This is a genomic window from Nocardioides sp. NPDC059952 (assembly GCF_042730435.1).
Taxonomy (GTDB): Bacteria; Actinomycetota; Actinomycetes; order Propionibacteriales; family Nocardioidaceae; genus Nocardioides.
Genome location: NZ_JBHWLY010000028.1, coordinates 1 through 25,109, shown reverse-complemented (window position 1 = coordinate 25,109; position 25,109 = coordinate 1). Strand labels below are relative to the sequence as shown.

The following is a 25,109-nucleotide window of genomic DNA, read 5'->3' as shown; positions in this document are numbered from 1 at the left end:
CATCATCGTTGATAGAGCCGACGTGGTGCTAATTCCTGGGGCGCCGTCCTGGGGCGCAATCACCAGGCGACGCTGAGGTACTGCGTCTCGAGGTACTCCTCCAGCCCGGCCCGTGCGCCTTCGCGCCCGATGCCGCTCTGCTTCACCCCGCCGAACGGCGCCGAGGGGTCGGAGACGAGGCCACGGTTGACCCCGACCATCCCGGCGTCGATCCGCTCGGCGACGTGCAGCGCCTCGCCCATCTCGCCGAAGACGTACGCCGCCAGGCCGAACTCGGTGTCGTTGACAGAGGCCAGCAGCTCCTCGGTGTCGTTCCAGACCACGATCGGGGCCACCGGGCCGAAGATCTCCTCGCGCAGCAGCGGCGAGTCGGCAGGTACGCCGGTCAGGACTGTCGGCGCGTAGAAGTAGCCCTCGGACTGCGGGGGCTCGGCGCGATGCGCGACCACGGCTCCCGCGGCCACGGCGGCGTCGACGAGGCCGGTGACTCCTGCGTACGCCTTCGCGGAGATGAGCGGGCCGATGTCGCTGCCCTGCTCGGCGGGACCGACCTTGAGAGCCTCCACGGCAGCACCGAGGCGGGCGGTGAACTCCTCGGCGACGTCGGCGTGGACGTAGAGCCGGTTGGCCGCGGTGCAGGCCTGTCCCCCGTTGCGGAACTTGGCGACCATCGCGCCCTCGACGGCCGACGCGACGTCCGCGGTCGAGGTGACGACGAACGGCGCGTTGCCGCCGAGCTCCATCGAGGTGTTGACGACGCGGTCGGCGGCCTGGCGGAGCAGGACGCGGCCGACGCCGGTCGAGCCGGTGAAGGAGATCTTGCGGACCCGGGCGTCGGCGAGCCAGGTGCTGACGATCCCCGGGGCGTCGAGGCCGGGCACCACGTTGACGACGCCATCGGGGATGCCGGCCTCGGCGATCAGCCGGGCGATCGCGAGCGCCGTCAGCGGCGTCTCGGCGGCAGGCTTGAGCACGACCGTGCAGCCGGCCGCGAGAGCCGGGGCGATCTTGCGGGTGGCCATCGCGGCCGGGAAGTTCCACGGCGTCACGAGGGCGGCCACGCCCACCGGCTTGTGGGTGACGATGGTGCGGGTGCCGCCGGCCGGCGAGGGACCGAAGTCGCCGTGCGGGCGCACGGCCTCCTCGGCGTACCAGCGGAAGAACTCGGCGGCGTAGCCGACCTCGCCGCGGGCGTCGGTCAGCGACTTGCCGTTCTCCAGCGCGATCAGGGCGGCGAGCTCGTCGGCGTCGCGCAGCATCAGGTCGCGGACCCGGCCGAGCAGGTCGCTGCGCGTACGCGGCGGCAGCGCCGACCACGTGGGGAGCGCCGCCGCGGCCGCGTCGACCGCCGCGGTCGCGTCCTCGGGGGTGCCGTCGGCGACGTCGGCGACGAGCTCGCGGGTGGCGGGGTTCTCGACGGCGAAGACGCCGGCGCCACCCGGGCGCCACCGGCCGCCGACGAGGACGCCGCTGCCGGGCTCGAGGGCGTCGAGGTAGCTGGTCTGGGTGCTCTTGGGCGGGGTGCTCGTGGTCACTTGGTCTCCTCCAGTGCGGTCGTGAGTACGTCCAGGGCCTCGTCGAGCAGCTCGTCGGAGATGCTCAACGGGGGCAGGAAGCGGATGACGTTGCCCCAGGTGCCACAGGTCAGGGTGATGACACCCTGGCTGTGAGCGTAGGCTGCGACGGCCTTGGCCGTAGCGCCGTCCGGGTCGCCGGTGGCCGGGTCGACGAACTCGGCGGCGATCATCGCGCCCCGGCCGCGCACGTCGCCGATGCGAGCGTCGCCGGCCTGCAGGTCGCGGAGCCTGCCGAGCAGGCGTGCCTCGATGTCCCGGGCCCGGGCGAGCAGGTCCTCGGCCTCGATGGTCTCGATCACCGCCAGCGCCGCGGCACAGGCGAGCGGGTTGCCGCCGTAGGTGCCGCCGAGGCCGCCGGGGTGGACGGCGTCCATGACCTCGGCACGGCCGGTCACCGCGGAGAGCGGCAGGCCGCCGGCGATGCCCTTGGCGCTCACGACCAGGTCGGGGACCACGTCGTCGTGCTCGACGGCGAACCAGGTGCCGGTGCGGCCGAAGCCGGACTGCACCTCGTCGGCCACGAAGAGCACGTCGTTGGCGCGGCACCAGTCGGCCAGCGCGGCGAGGAAGCCGGGCGCCGGGACGATGAAGCCGCCCTCGCCCTGGACCGGCTCGATCACGATCGCGGCCAGGTTGTCGGCACCGACCTGGGTCTCGATCAGGGAGGTCGCCCGGGCCGCCGCGAGCTTGCCGTCGATCTCGGCGGCGTCGCGGAACGGGTAGGACATCGGCGCCCGGTAGACCTCGCCCGCGAACGGCCCGAAGCCGTGCTTGTAGGGCATGTTCTTCGCCGTCATCGCCATGGTGAGGTTGGTGCGCCCGTGGTAGGCGTGGTCGAAGACGACAACTGCGTCCTTGCCGGTGAACGAGCGGGCGATCTTGACCGCGTTCTCGACTGCCTCGGAGCCGGAGTTGAACAGCGCGGTGCGCTTCTCGTGATCACCGGGGGTGAGCCGGGCGAGCTGCTCGGCGACGGCCACGTAGCCCTCGTAGGGCGTGACCATGAAGCAGGTGTGCGTGAAGGCCGCGACCTGATCGGAGACCGCGTCGACCACCCGGGCGGCGCTGGAGCCGACTGTGGTCACCGCGATGCCGGAGCCGAGGTCGATGAAACGGTTGCCGTCGACGTCCTCGACGATCCCACCGGCCGCGCGCGCGGCGAAGACGGGCATGGTCGTGGCCACGCCCTGGGGCACGGCCGCGACCTTGCGGGCCATCAGCTCCTGGGAGCGGGGGCCGGGGAGCGGCGTACGCAGGAGGCGGGACTGTTCGACGGTCGAGGGCTCGGTCATGGGTTCAGCATGAGCCTCCGCGACACATGTCGTCCAAGACCTTTTGACTACTACAATCATGCCCCATGAGCATGGATCTGCGCCTGCTGCGCTACTTCGTCGCCACCGCCGACGCGGGCTCGGCGACGCAGGCCGCCGAGGTGCTGCACGTGACCCAGCCGGTGCTGTCGCGGCAGCTTCGTCAGCTCGAGGCCAACCTCGGGGTGCCGCTCTTCGCCCGCGAGGGCCGGCGGCTGCGGCTGACCAGGACGGCCGAGGACCTCCTCCCCCGCGCTCGCGACCTGCTGGCCCACGCCGACGACCTCGATCGCGCCGTGGCCGTGCTCGCCTCGGGCCACCTCGACGAGCTCCATCTCGCCGTGCCCACGACGACGCTCACCGACGTGCTCGCCCCGTTCCTGGCGACGCTCGGACCCGACGACCCGGTCGCGATGGTCCGCGAGCTCGATCCGCGCGGCGCGGCGGCGGCCGTCCGGGCCGGCGCCGACCTGGCGATCGTCACCCGGCCGCCGGCCCGGTCCCTGGCCTCGCGGGCCCTCGCCGTGCTGCCGGTGTGGGCCTATGTCCGGCCCGAGGACCCGTGGGCGGGGCGGGGGTCCGTGGACGTACGCGACCTGGTGACGCGGCCGCTCGTGCTGCTCACCGACGACCTGCGTCCTCGACCGCTCCTGGACGCGGCGGGGGCGGGGGGCCGCGGGGGGGGGGGGGGCGGGGGCCCGTCCGTCGGGGGCCCATTCCCCCCCCGGGCGTCCAAAACCCCCGCCGCGAACGTCTAGCAAGCAGTTCCTTTCCCCGCCGTGGCGGGGAAAGGACTCATGAAGGAGACCGGATGACGCCGCTGGCAGCAGGTAACGCCCGCCTCAAGGAGATTCGGAAGCTCGCTCGCCGAGCCGTCCGGACCGAGAGACGGCAGTTCCTGGCCGATGGGCCCAAGGCGGTCGAAGGCGCCCTCGGCGTCCCTGGTTGCGTGCAGGAGATCTTCGCGACCGAGGCGGGTGCCGAGACGTACGCCTCGCTGCTGGCCGATCAGCAGGTGACCCTGGTCGAGGACCGAGCGATGGCCGGTCTCTCCGACTCGGTCACCCCGGCCGGTGTGGTCGCGCTGTGCCGCTTCCTGGACTTTCCGCTGTCCGACATCGCCGGTCCGCTCGTGGTGATCTGCGCGGACGTACGCGATCCCGGCAACGCCGGCACCGTGATCCGTTGCGCCGACGCGGCCGGCGCGTCCGCGGTGATCCTGGCCGGCGACTCGGTCGATCTCTACAACCCCAAGACGGTCCGCGCCTCGGTGGGCTCCGCCTTCCACCTCCCGGTCGCGATCGAACGCGATCCGCTGGTCGCCGTGAAAGCGGCCAAGGCCGCCGGCCTGACCGTCCTGGCCGCCGACATGCACGGCACCGCCGACCTCTTCACCGCCGACGCGCTCCTAGCCCGGCCCACCGCCTGGCTGATGGGCAACGAGGCCTGGGGTCTGCCGCCCGAGCTCTCCGCCGAGGCCGACGAGATCGTGAGCATCCCGATCTTCGGCAAGGCCGAGTCGCTCAACCTCTCCACCGCCGCCGCGCTGTGCCTCTACGCCTCGGCGCGGGCTCAGCGTGGGTGAATGCTCACCGAGGTAACTCGGTGGACGGTCACTGCCCTCGTGGAACTCGGCGAGGGCAGTGAGCAGTCGGTGAGTTACCTCGGTGAGCATCCCGCCGCCTCGCCGGGCTTGACCTTCATCTCACCCGAAGGACGATGGTTGCGGGATGGATGAGCCATTGTTGACGATCGGGGCGTTCGCGCGGGCGGTTGGCCTGACCGCGAGCGCGCTGCGGCACTACGACGAGTGCGGGCTGCTGGTGCCGGCGGAGGTCGACTCCGGGACGGGCTATCGCTACTACACGCCCGAGCTCGCCGACCGGGCCCGGCTGATCGTGGGCATGCGCGAGGCGGGGGTCCCGATCGGGACGATGCGGGTGGTGCTCGACTCGCCGACCGCGGAGGCCCGGGCCGCGCTGGCGGAGTTCCTCGAGGACCAGAGCGCGCGCACGGCGCGGGCCGAGGAGGCCGTACGCGGTGTGCTGGCCGCCGTCGACGCCGGGCCGGCAGCCAGGCCGGCGCTCGTCGAGCTCCCCGGTCCCGTGCTGGCCGCGGGGATCCGGCAGGTGCGGCACGCGGCCGAGTCCGACCCGGCCTCCGAGCTGGCCTCCGTCCTCGTCGACGTCAGCGGCGGAGACGGCGCGGGTGTGGACGTGGTGGCGACCAACCGCTACTGGATGGCGGTACGGGAGCTGCCGGCGGTCGCGGAGGGGGACGGCGGCCGGGCGGTGCTGTCCCTGCCCGATGCGGGCGCGCTGGCCGACCGGCTGGATGCGATCACCACCGCCGAGCTGCGCATCGCGGACGGCACCCTGACCCTCGCCGGGCAGGCGCTGGGCCGCGACACCACCTACCCAGCACATCGGCTCGTGCTGGCCGGCCTGGAGCCGGCCGTCACCCGGGCGGTGCTCACCAAGGCCGACCTGCTCGCGGGGCTCGACGCGGCAGCCTACGCCGAGGTCGACCTCTTCCTCGGGGACCGGACGCGGCTCCGCTCCCCGCACACCGCCGAGCAGAGCGACGTACGCGGCGTGGTGACCGGTCCGCCCAGCCGGCTCCGGCTCGGCACGGCACTGTTCGGCCGTGCGCTGGCAGCGTGCCTGGGTGACGAGGTGCAGCTGGCGATGACCGCGCCGGACCGGCCGGTGGTGGTGACCTCGCCCTACCAGCCCGGGTTCACCGCGCTGGTCATGCCCGTACGTCACGAGGACTGAGCCGGTGGTCAGGACCACAGGCCGGGGGTTCCGCCCCTGGCTGGCAGCGTCGACCGCATCGGTCTTCGGTGACTCGGTGACCTTCTTCGCGATCGGCTGGGCGGCAGCGGGGTTCGGTGCCGACGCGGCCAGCCTGGTGCTGACCATCGAGGGCATCCCGCTGGCCGTGCTCGTGCTCGCCGGTGGAGTGCTGGCCGACCGGATCGGGATCCGGCGGACGATGGCCGCGTGCGACGCCGCGATGGTGCTGGTCATGGCCGCGTTCGCCGTCGGCGCGATCGGCGGCGCGGGACTGTGGATGCTCGTCGCGCTCGGTGTCCTCTCGGGCACCATCCAGGCTCTGCGGCGACCAGCCGAAGGTGTCTTCCCGCGACTGTTCGGGGCCGAGGATCTGGATCGGCGGATGGCGTTGGTCGGTTCGGCCCATCAGATCGCCCGCGCCGCGGGGCCTGCGGCCGGCGGCTTCCTGATCGGCCACGGCGGCCTGCCGCTGACCGCCGGCCTGGACGCGGCCACCTATGCCCTGGTGCTGGTCGCGCTCCTCCTCGTCCGGCCGCCGCACGAGCCGGCCCCCGAGTCCGGCCAGGGATCGGTCTGGCGCAGCCTGGCCGACGGCGCCAGGACCGCAGCCCGCACGCCCGGCGTCGTGCCGGTCCTGGTCGCCATCACCGGCCTCGCCGCCTCGGTCCTCCCGCTCGTCATGCTCGCCCTGCCGCTCGCCGGCCGTGAGCGCGGCTGGACGGCCGCCGAGACGGGTCTCGTCGCCGGTGCCTGGGTGGCCGGGGGACTGGTGATGACCCTGGTCGTCGCCCGCCGGGGCGCACCGCGCGCCCCGGTCGCGGTCGCCGGCCCGGTGCTGGCTGCCGGTGGGGTGGTCCTGCTGGGGCTGCGTACGGAGGTCTGGGCGGGGATCGTCGCGATCGGCCTCGTCGGCGTCGGCACCACGATGCTGACCACCTACCTCCTCCCGGCCTACGTCGCCCGCACCCCGCCGGAGATGCTCGCCCGGTTCTCGAGCCTGACCCAGCTGGCCCAGACCGGCCCGGTCCTGCTCGCCACGCCGCTGCTGGGGGTGGCGGCCGGGGTCGACGTACGGCTGGCGCTCGCCGTCATCGCTGCACTGCTCCTGGTCACCGTTCCGGCGGCCGTCCGGGTCGCGCGGTTGCCTCAACCCCGCGAGCTGGCGGAGATCAGCGGGTAACGGACACCGCGCGCCGCCGATACCCCCGAGGGTCTGATACACGAACGGCAAACCTGTTTCACTCGGGACGCGGAAGTTCTCGAAGGCGTTGCGAAGGAGCACGGCATGACGAACCTGAGCAGACGACGGCTGCTGGCCTCGGGCGGCGCGGCGGCGGCCGCGGGCGCGACCTTCCCGCTGTGGACGTGGTCGCCGAGCGCGTCGATCGCGGGCACGGGGGAGGGGCTCGATCCCGATCACGTCTGGGACGTCCGCGCCGACCCGGTCATCGAGCGTCTCTACGGCGAGGGCACCGACAAGGTCGCCGAGGTCAACGAGATCCTCAAGGGCTGGACCACCAACGACCAGCCGCTCCCCGACGGCCTGCCCGGCTATCTGGTCGACTTCATCGAGGAGGCCAGAGGCCTCCCGACCTGGGCCGACCAGGGCAAGCTGCAGCTGGCCGGCACGTTCAACGAGGAGAGGTACGGCTTCTTCCTCGCGCTCCTCTACACCCTCGGCAGCGGTCTGATCAGCTGCGCGATCAAGCGCGAGGCGTGGTCGGTCTACTACTCCTACGGCGGCGCGAACATGCGTGACCGGATCGCCAAGACGACCGTGCTCGGCTACGACGTGATGGACGCCCAGGGCTGGACCGCGTCCGGGCGGTTGATGGTCGACTCGGTCAAGACCCGGATGGTCCACGCCGCCGTACGCCACCTGCTGCCGCAGTCCCCGCACTGGTCGGGCGTCGGCGCCGGCCAGGACGTCCCGATCAGCCAGGCCGACATCCTGGTCACCTTCCACAGCCTCGGCACCTGGGTGATGAAGAAGTTCACCGAGTGGAACGTCGCGCCGAGCAAGGAGCTCGCCGACGCGTTCCTGCACGCCTGGAACGTCGACCTCCATCTCCTCGGCGTGCAGGACCAGTACCTGCCGAAGGACTGGGATGCGGCGTACGCGCAGTACGACCAGGTGATGGGCCCGGCCACCGGCGGCACCCGGGAGGGCGTCGAGCTCGCCCAGGCCCTGCTCGACTCGGTGATCGGCGAGGGCAACCCGCTGCTGCGCCACGAGCTGGAGTCGCTGGGACGCTACGTGATCGGGGACGCGTACGCCGACATGATCGCCTTCGACAAGGACCCGCTGCTCGCGCCGGTCTGGGCGAGCGCCGTGCCGCTGCTGGTCACCTCCTACCAGAGCACCGTCCCGAACATCCCGCTCGTCTCCAACCTGCTCCCGGAGGCGGTGCACACCTTCATCAAGATCTACTTCTCGCCCGGCGACCCGGCGCCGATCACGCTGCCGCTGAGCAATCGGCCGGAGTAGCGGCCCCGAGGCGGCGCTGTCGGTCTAGGGTGTCGACGTGGACGCCCGAGAACTCGCCGATGCCCTGCCCGACGGTGTCGTCGTCGCCGACGCTGATGGCGCGGTCGTCCTGGTCTCCGCCCTGGCCGGGCGGATGCTCGGTGTGGACCCGGTCGCGAGCCTGGGGAAGCCGCTCGGTGACGTACTCACGCTGAGCAACACCGAAGGTCAGACCTGGGCCGAGGCCAACCGGCCCTACGACACCCTGCGGACGGTCACCGGTACGCCGGAGCAGGCCTGGCTGCTGCCCGACGGCACCGAGGTGCTGGTCGTCTCGACGATCCGGCGCCCGTCGCTGGCTGCCGACGTCGACCAGGTCTCGATCTCGCTGCGCTCGGGGCGCGGCCGCAAGCGGCTGGACCGGGAGCGGTCCGACCTGGTCGCCACCGTCGCCCACGAGCTGCGCTCGCCGCTGACCGGGGTCAAGGGGTTCGTCCAGGCGCTCCTGAACCGGTGGGACCGGCTCAACGACGATCAGAAGAAGCTGATGCTCAAGACCGTCGCCTCCGACTCCGACCGGCTCTCGAGGCTGATCGCCGAGCTCCTCGACGTCGCCCGGATCGACACCGGCAGGCTGCAGCTCTACCCGCGCGCCAGCGACGCGACGGTGCTGGTCACCCGGGTGGTCGAGTCGGTGCGCTCGGCCACCTCGCGGCCGATCGAGCTCGACGTCTCCGCCGGGGAGGACGAGCTCGAGATCCACGCCGACCCGGACAAGTTCACCCAGGTCGTGACCAACCTCGTCGAGAACGCCGTACGCCACGGCGACGGTGTCGTCACGGTGAGCCTGGTGGTGCGTCCGGATGATCCCGACCAGGTCCTGCTGGTCGTCGAGGACCGCGGCGAGGGCATCCCGGCCGAGCTGCGCCAGCGCGTGTTCACGAAGTTCTGGAAGCACGGCGCCCGCGGTGGCTCAGGCCTGGGCCTCTACATCGTCGGCGGCCTCACCAAGGCCCACGGCGGGTCGGTCAGGATCGCCGACGCCGACGGCGGCGGGGCCCGCATCGAGGTCGGCTGGCCCCGGAATCCGCCGTCGGCCTGAGGTCATCGCCTCATGGCCTGGACCGGGCCAGGAGGAAGATGAAGTACGGCGCGCCGATGAGCGCGACGACGAGACCGGCGGGGATCTGGGCGGGGCTGATCGCGGTGCGGCCGATGGCGTCGGCGACCACGAGGAGCAGCGCCCCGACCAGGATGGCGACCGGTACGACCCGCGCGCTGCGCCCGCCGACGAGGGCGCGCGCGATGTGCGGCGCGACCAGGCCGACGAAGCCGACGACACCGACCGCGGAGACGGCCATCGCGGTGAGGACGGCGGCGGTCAGCAGGATGAGCAGCCGCACCCGCTCCGAGGAGACCCCGACCAGGCGTGGGGTGTCGTCGTCGAGGGTGAGTAGGTCGAGCTCGCGGCGCACCATGAAGGCGACCGGGATCGCGAGAGCCAGCGCGACCGCGACCGGGACGACCTGCTCCCAGCTGCGACCGTAGGTCGAACCGGACAGCCAGGTGTAGATCCGCGGGGTGTCCCACGGGTTGGAGCGCACCAGCAAGAAGGTGCTCAGCGAGGCCGATCCGTACCAGACGCCGATGCCGATGAGCACCAGCCGGTCGGTGTCGATCCCGCCGCGCCAGGCCAGACCGTAGACGAGCCCGAAGGCGACCAGCGCTCCGACGGTCGCCGCGATGAGCATGGTGGTCGTCGAGGCTGCTGCCGAGGACTCGCTGCTCCACCCGGAGGACAGCCCGGTCACCACGACGACCGCGCCGACCCCGGCGCCACCGGTGATGCCGAGGATCCCGGGCTCGGCCAGCGGGTTGCGGCAGGTGGCCTGGACGAAGGTGCCCGCCAGGGCGAGCGCACCGCCGGCAAGGACGGCGGCGCCGACACGTGGCGCCCGCTCGTCGAGGGCGAACTGGACCAGCGGGATCCCCTCGCCCTGCAGCCAGGCGACGATGTCGCCGGTGTAGAGCCACTGGTGGCCGGCCAGCAGGCCGACGACGGTGGCCCCGACGGTCAGGGCGAGCAGGAGGACGAGCACGATCAGGAACCGGACCCGGCTGCGGATGGTGACGGTGGCGCCCGGCGGCCGGCGGGTGGGGCCGGAGTCGCGTCCGCCACGGGCGAGGAGCACCATCACGATCGCGCCGGCGATCGTCGTGGTCACGCCGGTGGGCACGGACATGGCCTCGTCCGCGCCGAGCACGGCCCGGACGAGCACGTCCGCGCCGACGACGACGAGAGCACCCACGAGACCGGCGGCCGGCAGCAGCACCGCGTGCCGGTTGAGCGCGGGGAAGATCCGGCCGAGCAGGCGGACGAGCACCGGGGCGCACAGACCGACGAAGCCGATCGGCCCGGCCAGCGTCACCGCCGCCGAGGTGAGCACGACGGCCAGGACGGTCCCGATCGCCCGGGTGGAGCGGACCGGGACGCCGAGGACCGAGGCCGCGTCGTCACCGGCCGAGAGCAGGTCGAGGCGGCGGGCGAGCATCAGGCCGCAGACGGTCGCCACCACGACGACCGGTGCCACCTGCCAGAAGGCCTGCAGCCCGAGCTGGCTCAGCGAGCCGCTGCCCCAGGCGAACAGGCTCGTGGTCTCCTCGGAGTAGAGGATGAGCAGGGTCGAGGTGCCGGCCTGGAGCGCGAGCGCCACCGCCGAGCCGGCCAGGATGAGCCGGGTCGTCGACGTACCTGCACCGCCGGCGAGTGCGAGCACGAGCCCGGCGGCCGCGAGGCCGCCGAGGAAGGCCGTGATGCCCGAGGCCCACAGCGGGACCGAGAGCCCGAACGCGGCGACCACCGTGACCGCGAAGTACGCTCCTCCGGTCACTGCCAGGGTGTCCGGGGAAGCCATTGCGTTGCGTGCCAGCGACTGCAGGAGCACGCCCGCGACGCCGAGGGCGAACCCGACCGCGATGCCCGCGGCGAGCCGGGGGATCCGCGAACCGGTGATGATCTCCATCGTCGACGCGGTCGCGCCGTGCACCTGCTCACGTCCGAGCAGCGCGTCGAGGAAGTCGGCAGGGCCCACCCCCGAGGTGCCCTGGGTGAGGTGCCAGCCGGCAGCGAGAAGCAGCCCGGCGAGCAGGCACAGGAGGACGACTGACGCGCCTCCTGCACCCGCTCGCGGGGCCTTGACGGCTTCGGTCACTTGGTGAGCAGGTCGACGTACGCGTCGAGGATCTGCTCCGCCGAGCGCGGACCACCGAAGGTCCAGATGGCAGCGGGGAAGGCGTGGGAGCGGCCCTCGCTGACCGCGGGGATGGACTTCCAGACCTTGTTCTTCGCGAGCTCGGCGTTGACGTCGCCGACGGGGTCGACGGTGCCGGTATAGAAGAAGGTGGCCTCGCCGAGGGTGGTCATGCCCTCGATGTCGGTCTGCCCGAGGCCGTACGCGGGGTCGACCTCGCCGGTCCAGGCGTTCTTCAGGCCGAGCTCCTCGCCGAGCTCACCGATCAGCGAGCCCTGGCCGAAGGGGCGGATCGCCACGTTGGCGCCGTCGATCCAGCCGTCGAAGTAGACGAACTCGGTGCCGGCGACATCGGCGTCGGCGAGCGCCTTCTTCGACTCGGCGAGCTTGTCCTCGAACTCGCCGACCACGGCCTCTGCCTGCTCCTCGCGGCCGGTGGCCTCGGCGATCATCTCGAAGGTGGTCACCATGTTGGCGACCGGGTCCTTGGCGTCGGCGCCCTTGGTGGCGAGCACGGGGACGTCGTACTTGGCGAGCTGCTTGAGGATCTCGTCCTCGGCGGTGTAAGCCTCGACGACGATCAGGTCGGGGTCGGTACCGAACAGCGTCTCCAGGTTGGGCTCGCCCCGGGTGCCGACGTCGGTCGTTCCCTCATCGAGCTTCTCGGCGGTGTCCCAGGTGTTGTAGCCCTTGACGTCGGCGGCCGCCACCGGGGCGACGCACAGGCTGAGCAGGTCCTCGGTCTGCTGCCACTCGAGGACCACGACCTTCTCGGCGGGCTTGTCGAGCTCGACCTTGTTGCCGAAGGCGTCGGTCAGGCTGACCGGGCCGGTCGAGGTCTCGACCCCCTCACAGTCCGCGGAGGCCAACTTCTCGGGCTCGTCGGTCTCGGCGGCGGTGGTGGTCTGGCCGCACGCGGCGAGCAGCAGGGCTGCGCCGGCCGTCGCCAGGGCAGCCGTCGTCGTACGTCGATTCATGATTCCTCTTCGTGTCCACCGGCGTCAGCGCCGGGCGTGATGCCTGCCGCGTGGCTCGACCCGGACGCGCCCGGTCTCCAGATCGGAGGTCACCTCGATCGGGAGCCCGTACACCTCGGAGAGGTGTTCGGCGGTGAGCACATCAGCAGGTTCGCCGGTGGCGTGCACAACGCCGTGGTGCAGCAGTACGACCTGGTCCGCCACGGCGGCGGTCTGGTTCAGGTCGTGCAGGACGACGCCGATGGCCGTCCCGTGGTGGTCCGCGAGGTCGCGGACCAGGTCCAAGATCTCGACCTGGTAGCGCAGGTCGAGGTGGTTGGTGGGCTCGTCGAGCAGCAGTACGCCGGTGTCCTGGGCCAGGCAGCTGGCCAGCCAGACGCGCTGCAGCTCGCCACCGGAGAGCTGGTCGACCGGACGGTCCGCCATCGGCGCCGTGCCGGTCAGCTCCATCGCGCGGTCGATACTCGCCAGGTCGTCCTCGGTCATGGAGGCGAAGCGCCGGCGGTGAGGGTGGCGGCCGAACCCGACGACGTCGCGGACGGTCAGGCCGGAGGGGTGCGGGCGCGACTGGGACAGCAGCGTCACCTTGCGCGCGAACTCGCGTGCGCCCAGGGGAGCGCTGTCGTCGCCGTCGAGGGAGACCGAGCCGGAGGTCACCTTGTGCAACCGGGCCAGGGACCGCAGCACGGTCGACTTTCCCGAGCCGTTCGGCCCGATGAGCGCGGTGACCCGCCCCGGCTCGAGACCGATCGAGACTCCATGGACGACGGTGGCACGGGCGTAGCCGAGGACCAGGTCGTGACCGGAGAGCGCAGGAAGCATGAGGTGAGGCTAACCTAACCGATTCCCGGACGCCCTCCGGGGTTCCGTTATTCGGGCGTGCGCGACTTCTCGGGCGCGCGCGTCTGCTCGGACGTACGCTTCGGCACGATCAGGAACTCGGTGAGGATCAGCGCCAGCCCGGTCACCACGGCGAGCAGGATGAGGCCGGTGGTGTAGCTGTGCTGGACCTCGTTGTACGTCGCCCCCATCACCAGCGGCGGGAAGAAGCCGCCCAGGCCGCCCGCGGCGCCGACGATGCCGGTCACCGAGCCGACGCGTTGTGGTGGCGTCAGCTGGGCCACCCAGGTGAAGACCGCCCCGCTGCCCAGGCCCATGAAGCCGGCGATCAGCACGAACGAGAGCCCGGCGCGCCACTCCAGGGCGGGTCGGGTGGCGAGGATGGCGGCCATCACCATGGCGCCCAGGAACGAGATGAAGAGCACCTTCCGCGGCCCGATCCGGTCGGCGAGGATGCCGCCGAGCGGTCGGCAGATGACGGCGGCGACGGCGAAGCCGGCGGTGCGGGTGCCCGCCTCGGCGAGATCGAAGGCGTAGACGTCGTGGAGATAGGTCGGCAGGTAGGTCGAGAAGGCGACGAAGCCACCGAAGCACGCGGCGTACAGGAAGGCCATCTCCCAGGTGATCGGCAGCCGGGCGGCGCCGATGATCTTGGGGACGAACGGTTCGCGCTGCGGCTTCCAGGTCGAGGAGTCACGCAGGAAGAGCCAGACGACCACCGCCGTGACCGCCAGCGCGGCCGCGATGATGACGTGCGTGGTGACGTAGCCGAACCAGGTGACGAACCGCGAGGTGAAGTACGCCGAGAGAGCCGTGCCGCCCATGCCGGCGCCGAACACACCGGTCGCGAACCCTCGCCGCTCGGGCGGGAACCAGGCGTTGAGGAAGGGGATGCCGACCGCGAAGGTCGTGCCCGCGACGCCGAGGAAGAACCCGCACACCAGCAGCAGGGGATAGGAGTTCTGGGTGCCCGCGAGCGCCACCAGCAGCACGGCGGGGATGGTGAGCACGGTGAGCGCCGGGAACATCAGCCGGGCACCGAAGCGGTCGGTGAGCGCACCCGCCGGAATCCGGCCGAGCGACCCGACGAGCACGGGGATCGCGACCAGCACCGACTTCTCGGTCGAGTCGAGGCCGAGGTCGGTGGCGTAGCGGACGCCCAGCGGGGCGATCATGTTCCAGGCCCAGAACGTGATCGTGAACGTCCACGTCGCGAGCACCAGGTTCTTCATCCGCTCACTCATCGAACACGTCCTCGGTCTCGGTCGGTGGTGCCGACGGGCGACCAGCCCGGACGGGCGGGTCGGGAGCTGGGTTGCGGGGCCGCGTCGCGGCTGCGATAGACGATGTAGGGACGGAACAGGTAGTGCACCGGTGCGGTGAAGGCGTGCACCAGCCGCGTGAACGGCCAGATCGTGAAGAGCAGCAGGCCGACGAGCACGTGGACGTGGAACTGGATGGGCGCGGCGGCCATCGCCTCGACGTCGGGCTGCAGGACGAACAGCGAGCGGAACCAGGGCGAGACGGTCTCGCGGTAGTCGTGCGCCTCGTGCCCCGCGGCGAGGGCGACCACGGTGGTCCACAGGCCCAGGACGATCGCGGCCACCAGGACGACGTACATGATCTTGTCGTTCTTGGTGGTGGCCATGAAGACCGGTCCGGTCGTACGCCGCCGGTAGACGAGCAGGACCAGGCCCGCGAGGGTGCAGACGCCGGCGATCAGGCCCCAGAAGAGCGCGTTGCCGTGGTAGACGTCCTCCGAGATCCCCAGTGCCTCGGTCCAGGACGCGGGGACGAGCAGCCCGGCGGCGTGGCCGACGATGACCACGAGGATGCCGAAGTGGAACAGCGGCGAGCCGATCCGCAGCAGCCGCGACTCGTAGAGCTGGGAGGAACGTGTCGTCCAGCCGAACTTGTCATAGCGGTAGCGCCACCAGGTGCCGACGACGAGGACGGCGATGGCCAGGTAGGGGAGCACGCCCCACAGCACCACGTCCCACCCCGAGGATCCGGTCATCACCGGGCTCCCATCATCGTGGCCGCGGATCCTGGCCGGGTGGTCGGGAACGGGAGCATGTCGAGTCCGACCGACTCCGCGGGCGGCCCGGCCTGCGCCATGGCGAGGGCCTCGCGCCGGTCGCGTGCCGAGGGCCCCGGGAGCGTCGCGCAGACCGCAGCGAGCACGTCGGCGTAGGCCGAGCCCCGCTCGAGGAGGGCGAGCCGGATCAGCTCGAGCGCCGACCGGTTCTCGATGAGCAGCCGGCGACCGCCCTCGGGGTCGGCGAGGGCGGCGTACTCCAGCACCATCGGCAGGTGGTCGGGCAGCTCGCCGTGAGTGTCGACGACCCAGCCCTCGCCCTTCGTGGTGCCGTCGCGAAGACGGGTCTTGAAGTCCGTGAGCGACTCGCCGCGGCGCCGGGTGTCGCCGTCGCGCCAGTAGGACAGGTGCAGCGTCTGCCGGCGGTGGAGGTCGAAGAGCTCGACGTAGACGTGCTGCAGGGCGTGCGGGTCCTGGCGGGCCAGGGTGTCCACGAAGCCGCGGAGAAGCGTGACCGGCTCGGAGGCGGGCTGCTCCTCGAGCGCGCCGCGCAGCAGCGGGAGCTTCGCGATCAGCTCGTCGTCGGGGTAGCCGAGGCACCAGGCCGCGACCTGGTGGACGACTCGCCAGTCCTGGGTACGCCGCCTCATGACCGCTCCTGCCTGTCCGGGCTGTGCTTATCAGGGCTGTGCTTGTCCGGGAAGAGCCCGTCCGGGGTCCCGTTGCCGTCCCAGTTGAGCAGGTTGACCCGGCCGCGCAGGGTGTCGTCGGAGGCCGCGGCGTCGGTGGTCTGGCGCTGCTTCAGCGCGTGGTAGGTCTCCACCGCGACCGGGACGGGACGTCCGCTGGCCTCTCCGAGCGGGCCGGAATCGTACATTCCGGGGCCGTCGTCGAAGTCGAGGGAACAGCCCATCTCCTCGAGGTCGTGGGCCTGCTCGGCGTGGGCGGTGGGGATGACGTACCTCTCCTCGTACTTCGCGATGCCGAGCAGGCGGTACATCTCATAGACCTCCTCCTCGCTCATCCCGACGGCCGCGGCGATCGAGCCGTCCGGGTCGCGGCCGAGGGTGACGTCACGCATGTAGGCGCGCATCGCGGCCAGCTTCTTGAGCACGAGGTCGACGACGGCGGTGTCACCGGCGGTGAACAGCTCGGCCAGATACTCGACCGGGATCCGGAGCGAGTCGATCGCGCCGAAGAGGTTGGGCGCGGCCTCGGCGTCGTGGCCCTGCTCCTTGAGGAGGTCGACGACGGGGGAGAGCGGCGGGACGTACCAGACCATCGGCATGGTCCGGTACTCCGGATGCAGCGGCAGCGCGACCCGGTAGTCCTTGATCAGCGCGTAGACCGGCGAACGGCGGGCGGCCTCGAGCCAGTCCTCGGGGATGGCCTGCTTCCTGGCCTCGGCGATGACGTCGGGGTCCTTCGGGTCGAGGATGACGGCCAGCTGGGCGGCGTAGAGGTCCTCCTCGGACTGGGTCGAGGCGGCGGCGGTCACCGCGTCGGCGTCGTAGAGGACCAGGCCCAGGTAGCGCAGCCGCCCGACGCAGGTCTCCGCGCACACCGTCGGCAGCCCGACCTCGACGCGCGGGTAGCAGAGCGTGCACTTCTCGGCCTTGCCGGAGCGGTGGTTGAAGTAGATCTTCTTGTAGGGACACCCGGTGACGCACTGGCGCCAGCCGCGGCAGCGGTCCTGGTCGACGAGGACGATGCCGTCCTCCTCGCGCTTGTAGATCGCACCCGAGGGGCACGAGGCCATGCACGAGGGGTTGAGGCAGTGCTCGCAGATGCGCGGCAGGTAGAACATGAAGGTCTGCTCGAGCTCGAACCGGATCCGTTCGTTCGACTCCTCGCGGATCTTCGCCACGATCGGGTCGAGGTGTCCGTGCTCCATCGAGCCGCCGAGGTTGTCGTCCCAGTTGGCCGACCAGGTGATCTTGGTGTCCTCGCCGGTGATCAGGCTCTTCGGCCGGGCGACCGGGAAGTCGTCGCCGAGCGGGGCGTCGATCAGGGTCTGGTAGTCATAGGTCCAGGGCTCGTAGTAGTCGTCGAGCTCGGGCTGGACGGGGCTGGAGAAGATGGTGAGCAGCTTCTTGACGCGTCCGCCGGCCTTGAGGCGTAGGTTGCCCCTCCTGTCCAGGGTCCACCCGCCGCGCCATCTCTCCTGGTCCTCGTAGCGACGCGGGTAGCCCTGGCCGGGGCGGGTCTCGACGTTGTTGAACCAGACGTACTCGGTGCCGGCCCGGTTGGTCCAGGCCTGCTTGCACGTCACCGAGCAGGTGTGGCACCCGATGCACTTGTCGAGGTTCATCACCATCGCCATCTGAGCCATCACGCGCATCAGTAGGTCACCTCCTGCGATCGCTTGCGGACGGTGGCCACCATGTCTCGCTGGTTGCCGGTCGGGCCGAGGTAGTTGAACGTGTAGGAGAGCTGCGCGTAGCCGCCGATCAGGTGGCTGGGCTTGACCAGCAGCCGGGTCGCGGAGTTGTGGATGCCACCGCGTCTGCCGGTGGCCTCCGACTTCGGTACGTCGATGGTGCGGTCCTGGGCGTGGTGCATGTAGACCACGCCCTCGGGCATCCGGTGGGAGACGACCGCGCGTGCGACCACGACGCCGTTGGCGTTGGTGGCCTCGACCCAGTCGTTGTCGCGTACGTCGATCGCGTCGGCGTCCTGCGGTGACATCCAGACCGTGGGACCGCCACGGGAGAGGGAGAGCATGAAGAGGTTGTCCTGGTACTCGGAGTGGATCGACCACTTCGAGTGCGGCGTCAGGTAGCGGACGGTGACCTGTGCGGAGCCGTCCGCGCCGATCCGGGGCTCACCGAAGAGCCGGTGCATGTCCAGCGGTGGACGGTAGAGCGGAAGCGCCTCGCCGATGTCGGTGAGCCAGTCGTGGTCGAGGTAGAAGTGCATCCGCCCGGTGAGCGTGTGGAACGGCTTGAGGCGCTCGATGTTGACCGTGAACGGGGCGTAGCGGCGCCCGCCGGTCTCCGAGCCGGACCATTCCGGGGAGGTGATCACCGGCACCGGTGCCGCCTGCGTCTGGGCGAAGGTGATCCGCTTCTCCTCCGAGCCCTCGGCGAGGTCGGCGAGCTTCTTGCCGACGCGCTCCTCGAGGCTCTTGAACCCCTGGACGGCGAGCTCGCCGTTGGTGGTGCCGGAGAAGAGCAGGATCGCCTCGGCCATCTTCTCGTCGGTGTCGATCGCGGGGCGTCCCTCCGCCGGACCGCTCGGCATCACGCCGGTCTGCGCGGCGAGCTTCGCGGTCTGCTCCTCCATCCGGTAGGTGACGTTCTTGACCGTGAAGCCGAGGGTGTCGGCGAGCGGCCCTACCGAGGCGAGCTTGTCGGCGATCGCGGTGTAGTCGCGCTCGACCACGGCGATCACCGGTCGGGTGCGGTCGGGGTCGGCCGGGGTCTCGCCGGGGGTGTCGTGCTGGAGCGGGAGGCTGACGATGTCCTGGCGGGTGCCGAGGTGCTTCCGCGCCAGCTCGGAGAGCTTCTCGGCCAGCCCGTGGAAGAGGTCGAAGTCGGTGCGCGCCTCCCACGGTGGGTCGATCGCGGGGGTGAAGGCGTGCACGAACGGGTGCATGTCGGTGGAGGAGAGATCGTGCTTCTCGTACCAGGTCGCCGCCGGGAGGACGACGTCGGAGAGCAGTGTCGTCGAGGTCATCCGGAAGTCGGCGGAGACCAGCAGGTCGAGCTTCCCCTCGGGCTGCTGGTCGTGCCAGCGCACGCTGCTCGGCCGCGGGGTGTTCGGGTTCTCGGAGCCGAGGACGTTGTGATGGGTGCCGAGCAGGGTCCGCAGGAAGTACTCGTTGCCCTTGGCCGAGGAGCCGAGCAGGTTCGAGCGCCACAGCACCAGCGTCCGCGGCCACGCGCTGGGTGCGTCGATGTCGGCGATGGCAGGCTGGAGGGTGCCCTCGGCCAGGGCGGTCGAGACGTACGCAGCGGGGTCCTCGACGTAGCCGGCGGCGACCGCCTTCGCCGCCTCGTCGGCGACGTCGAGCGAGCTGCGGTCGAACTGCGGGTAGAAGGGCATCCAGCCCTTCGCCGCCGAGGTGGCGATCACGTCGGCGGTGTGGCCACGCAGGTGTCCCTCGGCCAGCGGCGAGGCCAGCGAGTCGGCGCTGTAGCCGTCGTTGCGCCACTGCCCGGTGTGCATGTACCAGAACGAGGTGCCGGTCATCGTCCGCGGTGGACGGGACCAGTCGAGGCCGTTGGCCAGCGAGATCCAGCCGGTGATCGGGCGACACTTCTCCTGGCCGACGTAGTGCGCCCAGCCACCGCCGTTGCGGCCCATGCAGCCGGTGAGGATCAGCAGCGAGAGGATCGAGCGGTAGATCGTGTCGCCGTGGAACCACTGGCACACGCCCGCACCCAGGATGATCATCGACCGGCCCTGGGACTCCTCGGCATTGGTGGCGAACTCGCGCGCGATCCGCAGGCACGCCTCGGCCGGCACCGAGGTGATCTCCGCCTGCCAGGCCGGGGTGTAGGGCACATCCGGGTCCTCATAGCCCTCGGGCCACACGCCGGGCAGCCCCTCGCGGCCGACCCCGTACTGGGCGAGCATCAGGTCGAAGACCGTCGTCACCAGGTGGCCACCGACCCGGGTCGTGGGCACCCCGCGGCGCAGCACCTCGCCGGCGCCGTCGGCGCTGGTGAACGCGGGCAGCAGCACCTCGACGGCCTCACCGTCCTCGTGGAGGGTGAGCTTGGGACGTACGCCGTCCAGGTCGAGGTTCCACCGGCCCTTCCCGGACTCGGCGTAGCGGAAGCCCATCGAGCCGTTGGGGACGACCGGCTGGCCCGTGCGCTCGTCGAGCAGGACGGTCTTCCAGCGGTCCTCGGGTGGGCCGTGCTCGGGGCCGAGGGCATCGAGCTCGGCGGCGGTGAGGAACTTCCCGGGGACGTACGCTCCGTCCTTCTCCTCCAGGCGGACCAGATGCGGCAGATCGGTGTAGGTGCGGACGTAGTCCTCGAAGAACGGCGTCTGCTTCTCGACGAAGAACTCGCGCAGGATCACGTGACCCATCGCCATCGCGAGCGCGGCGTCGGTGCCGGCCTGGGCGGGCAGCCACTCGTCGGCGAACTTGGTGTTGTCGGCGTAGTCGGGGCTGACCGTGACCACCTTGGTGCCGCGGTAGCGGACCTCGGCCATCCAGTGCGCGTCCGGCGTGCGGGTGACCGGGACGTTGGAGCCCCACATCATCAGGTAGGTGGAGTCCCACCAGTCACCCGACTCCGGCACGTCGGTCTGGTCGCCGAAGACCTGCGGCGAGGCGACGGGGAGGTCGGCGTACCAGTCGTAGAAGCTGGTCATCACCCCGCCGATGAGCTGGGTGTAGCGGGTGCCGACGCAGTGGGAGACCATCGACATCGCCGGGATCGGCGAGAAGCCGATGTTGCGGTCGGGGCCGTGCGTCTTGATGGTGTGGACCTGCGCGGCGGCGGCGAGCTCGAGCGCCTCGTCCCAGCTCGCCCGCACGAGACCACCCTTGCCGCGGGCCTGCTGGTAGCGACGGCGGCGCTCGGGGTCGGCCTGGATGTCGGCCCAGGCCTCCACCGGGTCTCCGCCGGTGCGACTCTTGGCCTCGCGGAAGAGATCGAGGAGCACGCCGCGGACGTAGGGGTAGCGGACCCGGGTGGGGGAGTAGGTGTACCAGGAGAAGGCTGCGCCGCGAGGGCAGCCGCGGGGTTCGTACTCCGGCCGGTCGGGGCCGACCGAGGGATAGTCGGTCTGCTGGGTCTCCCAGGTGATGATCCCGTCCTTGACGTAGACCTTCCATGAGCACGACCCGGTGCAGTTCACCCCATGGGTGGACCGGACCACCTTGTCGTGGCTCCAGCGGTCGCGATAGAAGACGTCACCGGCTCGACCTCCCTTGCGGAAGACCGCGCGACCGTCGTCGGTCTCGTCCCACCTGGTGAAGAAGCGTCCTGCCTTGAGCAGGAGATCGCTGGCCGGGCCGTCGACTCGGGGCATGGCTTTACTATCACCTGGTAACGGTAGGGATACAAGGACCACAGGTCCCCAACAATGTCGCGTCGGAGGCTGGTCGCCGAGGGAGCGCGTGGTCCCGGGGGATGTCCGGTTCGCGCGAGGAGGTGCGAGGTTCCTAGACTGTCGTCCATTCATGACAACTGAGTCATCAGACGACGAAAGCCAGTGATGTCCGGTCCCAACACCGACTATGACCCGGTAGAGGTCACCCCCTTGAAGGCTGAGGAGGTCGAGGCCGCGCGCGATGCTGCGCTGGTGGCCATCGACGCCGCGAACAGTCTCGAGGAGCTCAAGCAGACGCGGCTCGATCACGCCGGCGACCGTTCGCCGCTGGCCCTGGCCAACCGCGAGATCGGCGCGCTGCCTCCGGCCGCGCGCAAGGACGCCGGCCAGCGCGTCGGCAAGGCCCGTGGCGCGGTCAACCAGGCGCTCGCGGCTCGGCAGAAGGTGCTCGAGGCCGAGCACGAGGCGCGGATGCTGGTCGAGGAGACCGTCGACGTGACGCTCCCGACCGACCGGGTCCCGGCCGGTGGGCGGCACCCGCTCACCACCGGCGCCGAATACATCGCCGACATCTTCGTGGCGATGGGCTGGGAGGTTGCCGAGGGTCCGCTCATCGAGGCCGAGTGGCTCAACTTCGACGCGTTGAATCTCGGTCCTGACCACCCTGCGCGCACGATGCAGGACACCTTCTGGACCGAGCCCGCCGAGAACCACGTGGTTCTCCGGACCCACACCAGCCCCGTCCAGGCGCGGACGATGCTCACCCGCGAGGCGCCGATCTATGTCGTGTGCCCGGGCCGGGTCTTCCGCACCGACGAGTACGACGCGACGCACAGCCCGATGTTCCACCAGGTCGAGGGGCTGGCCATCGACGAGGGCATCTCGATGGCGAACCTGAAGGGCACCCTGGACCACTTCGCCACGCAGATGTTCGGCGAGGGCATCGTGACCCGGTTCCGACCGTCGTACTTCCCCTTCACCGAGCCTTCGGCCGAGGTCGACCTGACCTGCTTCGTCTGCCGTGGCGCTCAGGTGATCGACGGCGTGGTGTGTCGGACCTGCAAGGGCGAGGGCTGGATCGAGTGGGGCGGCTGCGGGATCGTCAACCCGCGCGTCCTGGTGGCGTGCGGCGTCGACCCGGAGAAGTACAGCGGCTTCGCGTTCGGGATGGGCATCGACCGCACCCTGATGTTCCGCACCGGCCTGTCCGACCTGCGCACCCTCTTCGAGGGTGACGTCCGGCTTACTACTGCATTCGGGAGTGAACTGTGAAGGCCCCCCTCTCCTGGATCAAGGAGTACGTCTCGCTGCCGGCCGAGCTCGGGGTCGAGGAGATCACCGACCGGCTGACCGCGCTCGGCCTCAAGCTGGAGGCGATCGAGACCTCCGGTGCCGGCATCGAGGGTCCGCTGGTGGTGGGCCAGGTGCTCACCGCCGAGAAGGAGCCCCAGAAGAACGGCAAAGTCATCAACTGGTGCTCGGTCGACGTCGGCGATGCCAACGGCACCGGGGAGCCCCAGGGGATCGTCTGCGGCGCGCACAACTTCGTCCCCGGTGACAAGGTCGTCGTGATCCTGCCCGGTGGCGTTCTGCCCGGCAACTTCCAGATCTCGGCGCGCAAGACCTACGGCCACATGAGCGCCGGGATGATCTGCTCCGCCCGCGAGCTCGGGCTGGGGGAGGAGGCCGACGGCATCATCGTGCTTCCGGCCGATGCTCCCGCGCCCGGCACCGACGCCCGCGAGGTGCTCGGGCTCGGCGAGGAGATCATCGAGTTCGAGATCAACCCGGACCGTGCCTACGCGCTCTCGATGCGTGGCATCGCCCGGGACGCGGCGTTGGGCTTCGACGTACCGTTCCGCGACCCGGCGCAGATCGACTTCCCTGTCGCCGACGGGTCGGGCTACCCGGTCCGGCTCGAGGACGAGGCGTGCGACTACTTCGTCACCCGCGTGATCACCGGCTTCGACCCGGCCGCGCCGACGCCCGAGTTCATCAAGAAGCGGCTCGAGGCCACCGGCGTACGCTCCATCTCGCTGGCCGTCGACGTCTCCAACTACGTGATGATGGAGCTCGGCCAGCCGACCCACTGCTACGACCGCGCGAAGCTGTCCGGCGACATCGTGGTCCGGCGGGCGAGCGAGGGCGAGAAGATCACGACCCTCGACGACGTCGTGCGTGTGCTCTCGCCCGAGGATCTGCTGATCACCGACGACTCCGGCCCGATCGGTATCGCTGGTGTCATGGGCGGGGCGTCCACGGAGATCTCGGAGACGACCACCGACATCGTGGTCGAGGCCGCGCACTTCGACCCGACCACCGTCTTCCGCTCCCAGAAGCGTCACAAGCTCGGTTCCGAGGCCTCCAAGCGCTTCGAGCGCGGCGTCGACCCGCTGCTGCCGCCCGCGGCGGCCGAGCGTGTCGTCGAGCTGCTCGTCGAGCACGGTGGCGGTCAGGCCGTCGGCGTCTCCGAGGTCGGGCCGACGGCCTCGCCGCAGACGCGTGCGCCGCTGAAGACCATCACCATCCCCGTCGACCTGCCGGCCCGGATCATTGGGCTCGACATCGACGAGGCGACGGTGGTGAAGTCGCTCGAGCTGATCGGTGCCGGCGTCACGGTGTCGGGTGACTCGCTGACCGCGACCGTCCCGACCTACCGGGTCGACCTGACCGACCCCTACGACCTGGTCGAGGAGGTCGCCCGGATCGTCGGCTACGACCAGGTCCCCTCGGTGCTGCCGCGCCGGGCGACCGGTGGCGGCCTGACCCGCGCCCAGCAGCTGCGCCGCCGGATCGGGCGCGCCTTGGCCGGTGCCGGGCTGGTGGAGGTCGTCGACTTCCCGTTCGTGGGCGAGGCCGACTTCGACCGCCTCGGGCTGCCCGCCGACGACGTGCTGCGGCACACCGTCAAGCTGGCGAACCCGCTCAGCAGCGAGGAGCCGGGCTACACCACGACGCTGCTCCCGGGCCTGCTCAAGGTCGCCGCGCGCAACGTCTCCCGAGGTCAGGACGGGGTCTCCCTCTTCGAGACCGCGACCGTCGCCTTCCCGGTCGACCAGGCCGCGCCGATCTACGGTGTCGACCGGCGCCCGACCGAGGAGGAGCTCGAGAAGCTGCTCGCCGCGATCCCGCGCCAGCCGCTGCACCTCGGAGTGGTGCTCGCCGGGGAGCGTACGCGGGGTGGCTGGTGGGGTGCCGCCGAGACCGCCTCGTGGGCCGACGCCATCGACGTCGTACGCCGCCTGGGCACGGAGCTCGGGGTGAGTGTCGAGGTCGCCTCGGCCTCGCGGGCGCCGTGGCACCCGGGTCGTTGTGCGGTCGTCTCGGTCGACGGGGTCGAGTTCGGCCACGCCGGCGAGCTGCACCCCAACGTGTGCAAGGCGTTCGGGCTGCCTGCTCGTTCGGCAGCGGTCGAGATCGACCTCGACTTCCTGATCTCGAAGGTGCCCGCCACCGCCGCCGGCCCGGTCTTCTCGACCATGCCGATCGCGAAGGAGGACGTCGCGCTGACCGTGTCGACCGACGTCACCGTGGCCGCCGTCGAGGCCGCCCTGCGCGAGGGCGCCGGCGAGCTGCTGGAGACGGTGCGGCTCTTCGACGTCTACGAGGGCGACCAGGTCGGCGAGGGCAAGAAGTCGCTCGCCTTCGCGCTGCGCTTCCGGGCTCCCGACCGCACGCTGAAGGCTGAGGAGACCGCGGCCGCACGCGATGCGGCCGTGGCGAAGGCGGCCGAGCTCACCGGGGCCGTCCAGCGCTGAGGCTTGTCTGAACCCAGGAGGGGCCGGCCCGGGACGGCGCCGGCGCGCCCCCCGTGGGTGGGGGGGGGGGGGAGGGGC

The 25,109-nt window shown here is 71.1% G+C and carries 18 protein-coding genes; 8 read left to right on the top strand and 10 right to left on the bottom strand.

The features are described from left to right. Positions 1–59 precede the first annotated feature (59 nt). Positions 60–1,535 (bottom strand): NAD-dependent succinate-semialdehyde dehydrogenase, encoded by a 1,476-nt coding sequence (locus ACFV9G_RS14695; RefSeq protein ID WP_378728207.1) that lies wholly within the window; start codon positions 1,533–1,535, stop codon positions 60–62. Beyond that, positions 1,532–2,869 carry a 4-aminobutyrate--2-oxoglutarate transaminase gene (gene gabT / locus ACFV9G_RS14690; RefSeq protein ID WP_378728205.1) on the bottom strand — a complete coding sequence of 446 codons (1,338 nt, stop codon included), beginning with the start codon at positions 2,867–2,869 and terminating at the stop codon, positions 1,532–1,534. The genes ACFV9G_RS14695 and gabT overlap by 4 nt, the downstream gene beginning before the upstream one ends. Positions 2,870–2,934: 65 nt before the next feature. Here gabT and ACFV9G_RS14685 point away from each other — a divergent pair, with 65 nt between their 5' ends. From ACFV9G_RS14685 to ACFV9G_RS14660, 6 genes are all read left to right on the top strand, one after another. Then, a complete protein-coding gene (locus tag ACFV9G_RS14685; RefSeq protein WP_378728204.1) occupies positions 2,935–3,645 on the top strand; it encodes a LysR family transcriptional regulator in 711 nt (236 codons plus the stop codon). Positions 3,646–3,698: 53 nt separating this feature from the next. Further along, entirely contained in the window at positions 3,699–4,472 is a 774-nt protein-coding gene (locus tag ACFV9G_RS14680) for a TrmH family RNA methyltransferase (RefSeq protein WP_378728203.1), read from the top strand. A gap of 145 nt (positions 4,473–4,617) precedes the next feature. Next, complete coding sequence (locus ACFV9G_RS14675; protein WP_378728202.1) at positions 4,618–5,664, top strand: MerR family transcriptional regulator; 1,047 nt, start codon at positions 4,618–4,620, stop codon at positions 5,662–5,664. A gap of 4 nt (positions 5,665–5,668) precedes the next feature. Next, positions 5,669–6,865, top strand: a complete 1,197-nt coding sequence (locus tag ACFV9G_RS14670) for an MFS transporter (protein ID WP_378728200.1) — start codon at positions 5,669–5,671, stop codon at positions 6,863–6,865. 105 nt (positions 6,866–6,970) lie between these two features. Then, on the top strand, positions 6,971–8,173 hold the full coding sequence (locus tag ACFV9G_RS14665; RefSeq protein ID WP_378728199.1) for an oxygenase MpaB family protein: 1,203 nt from the start codon (positions 6,971–6,973) through the stop codon (positions 8,171–8,173). A 37-nt stretch (positions 8,174–8,210) separates the two neighbouring features. Beyond that, positions 8,211–9,254 carry an ATP-binding protein gene (locus tag ACFV9G_RS14660; RefSeq protein ID WP_378728198.1) on the top strand — a complete coding sequence of 348 codons (1,044 nt, stop codon included), beginning with the start codon at positions 8,211–8,213 and terminating at the stop codon, positions 9,252–9,254. A 10-nt stretch (positions 9,255–9,264) separates the two neighbouring features. On the opposite strand, the gene ACFV9G_RS14655 is transcribed toward ACFV9G_RS14660, so the two are convergent. From ACFV9G_RS14655 to ACFV9G_RS14620, 8 genes are read right to left on the bottom strand one after another with little or no spacing between them, the layout of a single operon-like run. After that, positions 9,265–11,364 (bottom strand): iron ABC transporter permease, encoded by a 2,100-nt coding sequence (locus ACFV9G_RS14655; protein ID WP_378728197.1) that lies wholly within the window; start codon positions 11,362–11,364, stop codon positions 9,265–9,267. Further along, the gene (locus tag ACFV9G_RS14650) at positions 11,361–12,380 is read right to left on the bottom strand and encodes an ABC transporter substrate-binding protein (RefSeq protein WP_378728196.1); all 1,020 of its coding nucleotides are present in this window, start codon (positions 12,378–12,380) and stop codon (positions 11,361–11,363) included. Before ACFV9G_RS14650 ends, ACFV9G_RS14655 begins: the two co-directional genes overlap by 4 nt. Before the next feature lie 24 nt (positions 12,381–12,404). Continuing rightward, positions 12,405–13,202 (bottom strand): ABC transporter ATP-binding protein, encoded by a 798-nt coding sequence (locus tag ACFV9G_RS14645; protein WP_378728195.1) that lies wholly within the window; start codon positions 13,200–13,202, stop codon positions 12,405–12,407. A 47-nt stretch (positions 13,203–13,249) separates the two neighbouring features. Further along, positions 13,250–14,464: a nitrate/nitrite transporter gene (locus tag ACFV9G_RS14640; RefSeq protein WP_378728194.1), complete on the bottom strand. Its 1,215-nt coding sequence runs from the start codon at positions 14,462–14,464 to the stop codon at positions 13,250–13,252. Then, complete coding sequence (gene narI / locus ACFV9G_RS14635) at positions 14,461–15,237, bottom strand: respiratory nitrate reductase subunit gamma (protein WP_378728193.1); 777 nt, start codon at positions 15,235–15,237, stop codon at positions 14,461–14,463. Before narI ends, ACFV9G_RS14640 begins: the two co-directional genes overlap by 4 nt. Next, positions 15,237–15,908, bottom strand: coding sequence for a nitrate reductase molybdenum cofactor assembly chaperone (gene narJ, locus ACFV9G_RS14630; protein WP_378728192.1), 672 nt, complete (start codon positions 15,906–15,908; stop codon positions 15,237–15,239). Before narJ ends, narI begins: the two co-directional genes overlap by 1 nt. Beyond that, positions 15,905–17,599, bottom strand: a complete 1,695-nt coding sequence (gene narH, locus ACFV9G_RS14625) for a nitrate reductase subunit beta (protein ID WP_378728190.1) — start codon at positions 17,597–17,599, stop codon at positions 15,905–15,907. The genes narJ and narH overlap by 4 nt, the downstream gene beginning before the upstream one ends. Beyond that, a complete protein-coding gene (locus tag ACFV9G_RS14620) occupies positions 17,599–21,252 on the bottom strand; it encodes a nitrate reductase subunit alpha (protein ID WP_378728189.1) in 3,654 nt (1,217 codons plus the stop codon). Before ACFV9G_RS14620 ends, narH begins: the two co-directional genes overlap by 1 nt. A 186-nt stretch (positions 21,253–21,438) precedes the next feature. On the opposite strand from ACFV9G_RS14620, the gene pheS reads away from it, so the two are divergent. After that, positions 21,439–22,545: a phenylalanine--tRNA ligase subunit alpha gene (gene pheS, locus ACFV9G_RS14615; protein ID WP_378728187.1), complete on the top strand. Its 1,107-nt coding sequence runs from the start codon at positions 21,439–21,441 to the stop codon at positions 22,543–22,545. Then, the gene (pheT, locus tag ACFV9G_RS14610) at positions 22,542–25,031 is read left to right on the top strand and encodes a phenylalanine--tRNA ligase subunit beta (RefSeq protein ID WP_378728186.1); all 2,490 of its coding nucleotides are present in this window, start codon (positions 22,542–22,544) and stop codon (positions 25,029–25,031) included. Before pheS ends, pheT begins: the two co-directional genes overlap by 4 nt. The last annotated feature ends 78 nt before the right edge of the window (positions 25,032–25,109 follow it).